The organism is Photobacterium sp. Ph5, assembly GCF_022129445.1.
Taxonomy (GTDB): Bacteria; Pseudomonadota; Gammaproteobacteria; order Enterobacterales; family Vibrionaceae; genus Photobacterium.
Map to the genome: position 1 here is coordinate 1 of NZ_JADQAQ010000098.1, position 5,160 is coordinate 5,160.

At 33.8% G+C, this 5,160-nt stretch carries 7 protein-coding genes; 3 read left to right on the forward strand and 4 right to left on the reverse strand.

Annotated features, from left to right (window positions below):
* Together I3259_RS19915 and I3259_RS19920 are read right to left on the reverse strand one after the other, a co-directional pair.
* The coding region (locus I3259_RS19915; protein ID WP_238031412.1) for a hypothetical protein at positions 1-460 on the reverse strand (460 nt) is incomplete at its 3' end.
* 252 nt (positions 461-712) lie between these two features.
* Positions 713-1,813 carry an outer membrane protein transport protein gene (locus I3259_RS19920; RefSeq protein WP_238031413.1) on the reverse strand — a complete coding sequence of 367 codons (1,101 nt, stop codon included), beginning with the start codon at positions 1,811-1,813 and terminating at the stop codon, positions 713-715.
* A gap of 592 nt (positions 1,814-2,405) precedes the next feature.
* Between I3259_RS19920 and btsR the strand changes: the two genes are divergently transcribed.
* Positions 2,406-3,125 (forward strand): two-component system response regulator BtsR, encoded by a 720-nt coding sequence (gene btsR / locus I3259_RS19925; RefSeq protein WP_238031414.1) that lies wholly within the window; start codon positions 2,406-2,408, stop codon positions 3,123-3,125.
* Positions 3,126-3,355: 230 nt separating this feature from the next.
* On the opposite strand, the gene I3259_RS19930 is transcribed toward btsR, so the two are convergent.
* Both I3259_RS19930 and I3259_RS19935 read right to left on the reverse strand, forming a co-directional pair.
* On the reverse strand, positions 3,356-3,559 hold the full coding sequence (locus I3259_RS19930) for a hypothetical protein (protein WP_107208610.1): 204 nt from the start codon (positions 3,557-3,559) through the stop codon (positions 3,356-3,358).
* Between the two features lie 157 nt (positions 3,560-3,716).
* Positions 3,717-3,929: a cold-shock protein gene (locus I3259_RS19935; RefSeq protein WP_005363823.1), complete on the reverse strand. Its 213-nt coding sequence runs from the start codon at positions 3,927-3,929 to the stop codon at positions 3,717-3,719.
* A 467-nt stretch (positions 3,930-4,396) separates the two neighbouring features.
* Here I3259_RS19935 and I3259_RS19940 point away from each other — a divergent pair, with 467 nt between their 5' ends.
* Positions 4,397-4,600 carry a hypothetical protein gene (locus I3259_RS19940; protein WP_005363822.1) on the forward strand — a complete coding sequence of 68 codons (204 nt, stop codon included), beginning with the start codon at positions 4,397-4,399 and terminating at the stop codon, positions 4,598-4,600.
* A gap of 111 nt (positions 4,601-4,711) precedes the next feature.
* Positions 4,712-5,017, forward strand: a complete 306-nt coding sequence (locus tag I3259_RS19945; protein ID WP_238031415.1) for a hypothetical protein — start codon at positions 4,712-4,714, stop codon at positions 5,015-5,017.
* The last annotated feature ends 143 nt before the right edge of the window (positions 5,018-5,160 follow it).

Here is a 5,160-nt window from a genome sequence, read left to right on the forward strand (position 1 = left end):
CACCACCGATGCCAGAGAAATTATTAACCTTGGCTGAGTCTCGCTGGTAATCAGGAAACAAAAAGTCACCAATTTGACTATAACCCTCTAGTAAAATTGAATTCGACTCTCGCAACCAAGAAGAATTTCTATAAATAAGGGAAAACATTTCATCCGAATATTTTTGTTTTCTGTTTTTATTGATGAAATCATAAAACATCTCTTTACTTTTAAAATTAGTTATAATTTTAGATAAAAACTCTTTTCCTGGAAATTGAAACTCGTTATTATATTTTATATTTACAGCACCATTAACGACTTTATAATCCACAACCACACTGAAATCATTATGTTTATCCGTACCAAGGTACATTGGAATATTATATATAACACTTATATTTTCAGAATAAGAAAAAGTTGGAATAAATAAAAATAAAACATAAAAAAATCGCATCATCATCTCTAATTTATGACTAGACATAAAATATATATTCTTAAATATAATAAATTAAAAGACTACGTTGAATTTGAAAATTACATCAGAAGATTTAATTAGTAAATAAATAAGAAGTCAGCAGCTTTTTTTAGGGAGTTATATCGCAGAATTACAGGTATTATTACATACATTAGCATTAATTTATAAAATAAAGGAAAAATGTAAAGTAATATCACCACCGATACCAGAGAATATATTAATAATATCTGAGTTTCGGTGGTGATAATAATAATGCTACTAACTAAACTGATAGCTGATAGCTACCGATATCGCCGTTCCATTATTCTTCACAGAGACAAGGCGAGTAGATCCCGTATAGTATTCTTTCGGTACGTAATGCTCTTGAAGCCATGCTCCAGTAACTGTCCATTTATTATTGAATTTATAGCTTGTTCCCAGACGGTATCGCTTATCTTTACCACCTAAACTATCAATCACTTCATCCTCACTATAGCCAGCCATAAATAACCAATCACCCCATTGGTAACTGCTCGATAATGCGACACGTTTGCTATTTCTCTCTCCTACAAGTAAACCAAATGGGTCATTGTATTCGCTGTAATGAATACCTTTTCCTTCCCACATAGTTTCACTGACAGAAACATTTATTGTCCATGCTTCGGTCGGTAACCAAGAAAAATAAAAACTCGTTTGAGCAGGGAGATCAAAGTTAGCCTGATGATCGCCAAAATTACTGCCATATTGATGTTTTACCGCAAAACTTAAATCAGATCTTGGTTTCCAAGTTAGACTCAGCGATCCTGCCCAACCGTTTTCATTACCTTCCCATCGGCTATGTTTATCACGACCAAATTGTCGACGATTTTGCTCTAACTCATACTCGGCATGCATGTATTCGACACTTGCTGCAATGCTCAATGTTCCCCAGCGGTACGCTAATGTCGGTACAGCAGATAACACAATTGGACTAACCCGTGTTTCATAAAATAATGGAAGAAAACTCGAACCAATAGCAGGAACAGAAATATCAGCCGCAATTCGACTATAAAGACCAAATCCAGCATAAAAATTATGACTTAATGGCGATGATATAAAGAATGATGGTATTGGATGTTTCTTTTCATACTCAGACACCTTACCAAATATTTCATAATCTGATGTCACGCTATATTGTGTAATCGCAGCGGTGATCTCTTTAGATTCCAACTGGGTGATACTTGAAGGTGCAAGTGCAAGTACACTTGCATCCAATGCAATAGCACCATTAGCCGCTGCTAGCGCAGTATTCGTTGCTGATGATTCAGAAAAACTTAATCCTGTCGCAAATATTGATGAAGAAAAGAGTAACGGAAAAAGTGAGATAATTGAGCGAGACAAAGATATTCCTTTAATACAAATATGCACTAAATGATTCAAACTAACATAGTGAAACACTGGAGTACGTTTTTTGAAAATATAATATTCACTTTAAAGTGAACATAATTAAGTAAATATAGAAACAACTTATCTATATCACATCAGGTTTAACGTATTAAAAAAAATAAGTAATAAAATGTAACTTTAAAATATTTCAATACATTAGATTACCTGATTAACGGCTAAATAAAGCTAACATGAATATTTTGCTCTGATCTCAGTAATGATTGAGTACAAATTTCAATCAATGCTTAAAGGTAAAAGAGAATTTAATCTATGACAGTAAAATAGAACAATAAGGTAAATGATCATTTCTTCACTCTCTATTCTTCTTCACAATGACGAAAACCACTTATCTTTCATAGCGACCACTCATAACACTATTTTACCCATATCTGATTGGGAATGGAGATCGTCGATAAACGCCTATCCAATCAATTTGGTCGTGATTCAACGCTAAAAATCACATGCACACAGCACCAATTTACCCAAATAAGTTTTATTATCCCCAACGCACAATAAGTACAGCAAATCACATAAAAGGTAAGCTTGGATGTTAACTGCTCTTGTCATTGATGATAAACATTTTGCCCGTGAAGAGCTGGCAGAACTATTGGAAGAAACAGGCTATGCTACGGTGATTGGTGAAGCGCCAAACGCTATCATTGGGCTAAAGAAAATCAATGAGCTAAAGCCGGTCTTTGTTGATATTCAAATGCCACAAGTAACAGGTATTGAACTATTAAGCATGCTCGACCCTGAAACTATGCCCTATGTGGTGTTTGTGACCGCTTACGATCACTATGCTATTCAAGCGTTTGAAGAGAATGCTTTTGATTATTTATTGAAGCCGGTTAATCCAAGTCGTTTAACCAAAACAGTGAGTCGTCTACATAAAGTGATACAGCAATCAACGCCTCAACAAGCCATCTCCGCTATTGCACCGAATAAGCTCGATCAAATTCCCTGTATAGGTCATAACCGTATTGTGATTCTTACCACTGACACCGTGGAATGTGCCTATAGTGATATCAGTGGCGTGCAAGTTCGTTCCAATAATCAAACCGCCAGCACACAGCTCACCTTAAAAACATTAGAAGAAAAAACACCGTTGGTACGTTGTCATCGCCAGTATTTGGTGAATATAAAAATGATCAATGAAATTAAACTATTAGAAAATGGATTAGCTGAAATTATCACAAAAACAGGGTATGAACTTCCCGTTAGCCGTCGCTACCTTTCAGTACTTAAAAAGCTATTAGGTATTTTTTAACTATTTAACATCGTACGATTATCTGTTTAGCTGAGGCTGACTAAATGAAGTGATGAGAGATCAGCAGATTTCAGCATGAAACAGATAATAAAAAGGCCACTATTTCTAGCGGCCTTTAAGGGATCTCCCACAATTTGTTCCAAATCATGCGATCATGTATATCTTCAATTCTTCTTCTAACCACACCTAAGTGATGTGCTTTTTCTAACTCTTTTTTAGTTGTTTTTTGTCTATTTATCATTATTAACCCAAGCATTATTTTCTTTAGTCGCTAATAATTTTCCGACAATATCTCTCAATTCAATTTTGACAGTAAAAAACGGAGCGTATGAAGAAGATGATACTTTCGCACCTCTTAAACATTTCATAAAAACAGTTTCAGATTTGATTATTTTATCTAAATCATTAATGTACATAATATTATATACTGACATTTATATTTCCTATTTATTTTAAGTTATTACTATGATTATTATTTAAGTATTATCTAAACTTCATAGAGAAATAATAGAAACAAATAGAATAATGATAAAAGCAATATTTTTAGTGTTCGATAATGAGCAGCAATAAAATGCTACCATTTAGAAGGTCTTATAAAGCAACGACATTTGAAGCTTGAAGACCCTTTTGACCTTGTTCGACATCAAAAGAAACCTTTTGACCATCCATCAATGTCTTAAAGCCTTCAGAAACAATAGCTTGAAAATGTACAAATACATCTGCACCGCCATTGTCTTGGGTAATAAAACCAAAGCCTTTATCTTCGTTAAACCATTTTACTAAACCAGTATTTTTATTAGACATAATGTGTCCCTTAAATAAATTCATAAAATATCGCAAATGCGAAGTACTAAGAGTCTGAATTATCGATGTGACTAAGAAGCTAAGGGAAACACAGAGGATGGCAACAATAACGAAGATATTCTGAGGGTTTTACTTTTACTTGATGTTTCATTAATAACTCTGAACAACAGAGCCATTACAGTAGAGCACTAAATCAATAGGCTGTATATATTTATTTTATAAAAATCATAAAATAAAACTCAAGCGCATGATTTAAAACACCTTTATTACTTGAAATTATTTTTATATCTATTATTTAAATAACCTGTAGAATAACCCACGCAAAACAGCGATTAATTAAATATTCCATCAAAAGCTTCTCTTTTTCTCTTCCATTTAATTCATCACATCTATTCTGCAATATCTTTTCTTCATTACTGAGTTAGATGATTGTCTTTGCACTACACCTCTAATATAGCGAGATTATGATGCGTAAATCTGGAAAGAAACCTGGAAAAAAAATAAGAAAAAATGCTTTTGAAGATCGATTTGCTCTTATCGTTGAAGACTACCATAAAGCCAAAGAAGTACTGGATTCCTTAATAGTAGGAACAACTGAACATAACAAACAACAGACGATTTGTAATAACCTTTTTGCAAGTGCAGAGCGCTGTATCAAATCAGGATCATAATCAAAATTAACTATCCTTAATTGTTACTATCTTTCAAAGCAGTAAGCTTCCTATCCACTCTCTTACAGCGTTTCAACATTAGACTGACTTTTACTTTTGAGTGCCGACACCATGAAATTAATGACTTTTCGATCTGAATGTATTTGCGGTACAGCGACTATCCCAGCCTTTTTGTCAAAGCTTGGTGTCAAAATTCACAAAGTAGAAATAGCTAATGAACCTTCAAAAAAGGCCAAACAGCGCATGGGTGCAAAAGGTGTTTACACGATAGAAGTACAAGATAACCACACGTTAGAAAGCTTACGAGAGCTAATGACGAAAGAGGTTGAGCAGGAAGGTATGTTTTTAAATCTACACAAAAGCTACCAGACATTAAATCTTGGTATGTCGCCAGATGAAAGACATTTCAACAGCTAGTGCGAAATTTATCTCTTAAACATTACCTGCTCAATCAAGCCAATCTCTACGTTTATTCATATTCCAAATAACGAATAAAATTTAAGGGTGTAGTGGTCAATAAATACTGGCCACAGTTTTAGAGGTTAACCAATATAATCGTT